Below are 269 nucleotides of genomic sequence, written 5' to 3' on the forward strand. Positions count from 1 at the left end.
GAAGACGATCATGGCGTTCTTGCCGCCCAGCTCGAGCGAGACGTGCTTCACCCGCCCCGATTCGGCCGCGCGGCGTTGGATCATGAGACCCGTGCCGATCGAGCCGGTGAACGCCAGTCGCTTGATCGCATCGTGGGTGACGATCGCATCGCCTACCGCGGCGCCACCCGTCACGACATTGACGACCCCAGGAGGGAACGCCTCGTTGAAGATCTCTCCGAGCGCGAGGGTAGACAGCGAGGTCTCCTCCGACGGCTTGATGACGATCG

Annotated in this window: 1 protein-coding gene; it reads right to left on the bottom strand. The window is 64.7% G+C overall.

The genetic code is table 11. The features are described 5' to 3' along the window. Nucleotides 1-269, bottom strand: a 269-nt coding sequence (locus SB773_RS32065) for an aldehyde dehydrogenase family protein (protein ID WP_410594379.1), incomplete at both ends; no start/stop codon positions are given.

Source organism: Bacillus sp. SIMBA_074 (assembly GCF_046534555.1).
In the GTDB taxonomy this organism is placed as follows: domain Bacteria; phylum Bacillota; class Bacilli; order Bacillales; family Bacillaceae_G; genus Bacillus_A; species Bacillus_A mycoides.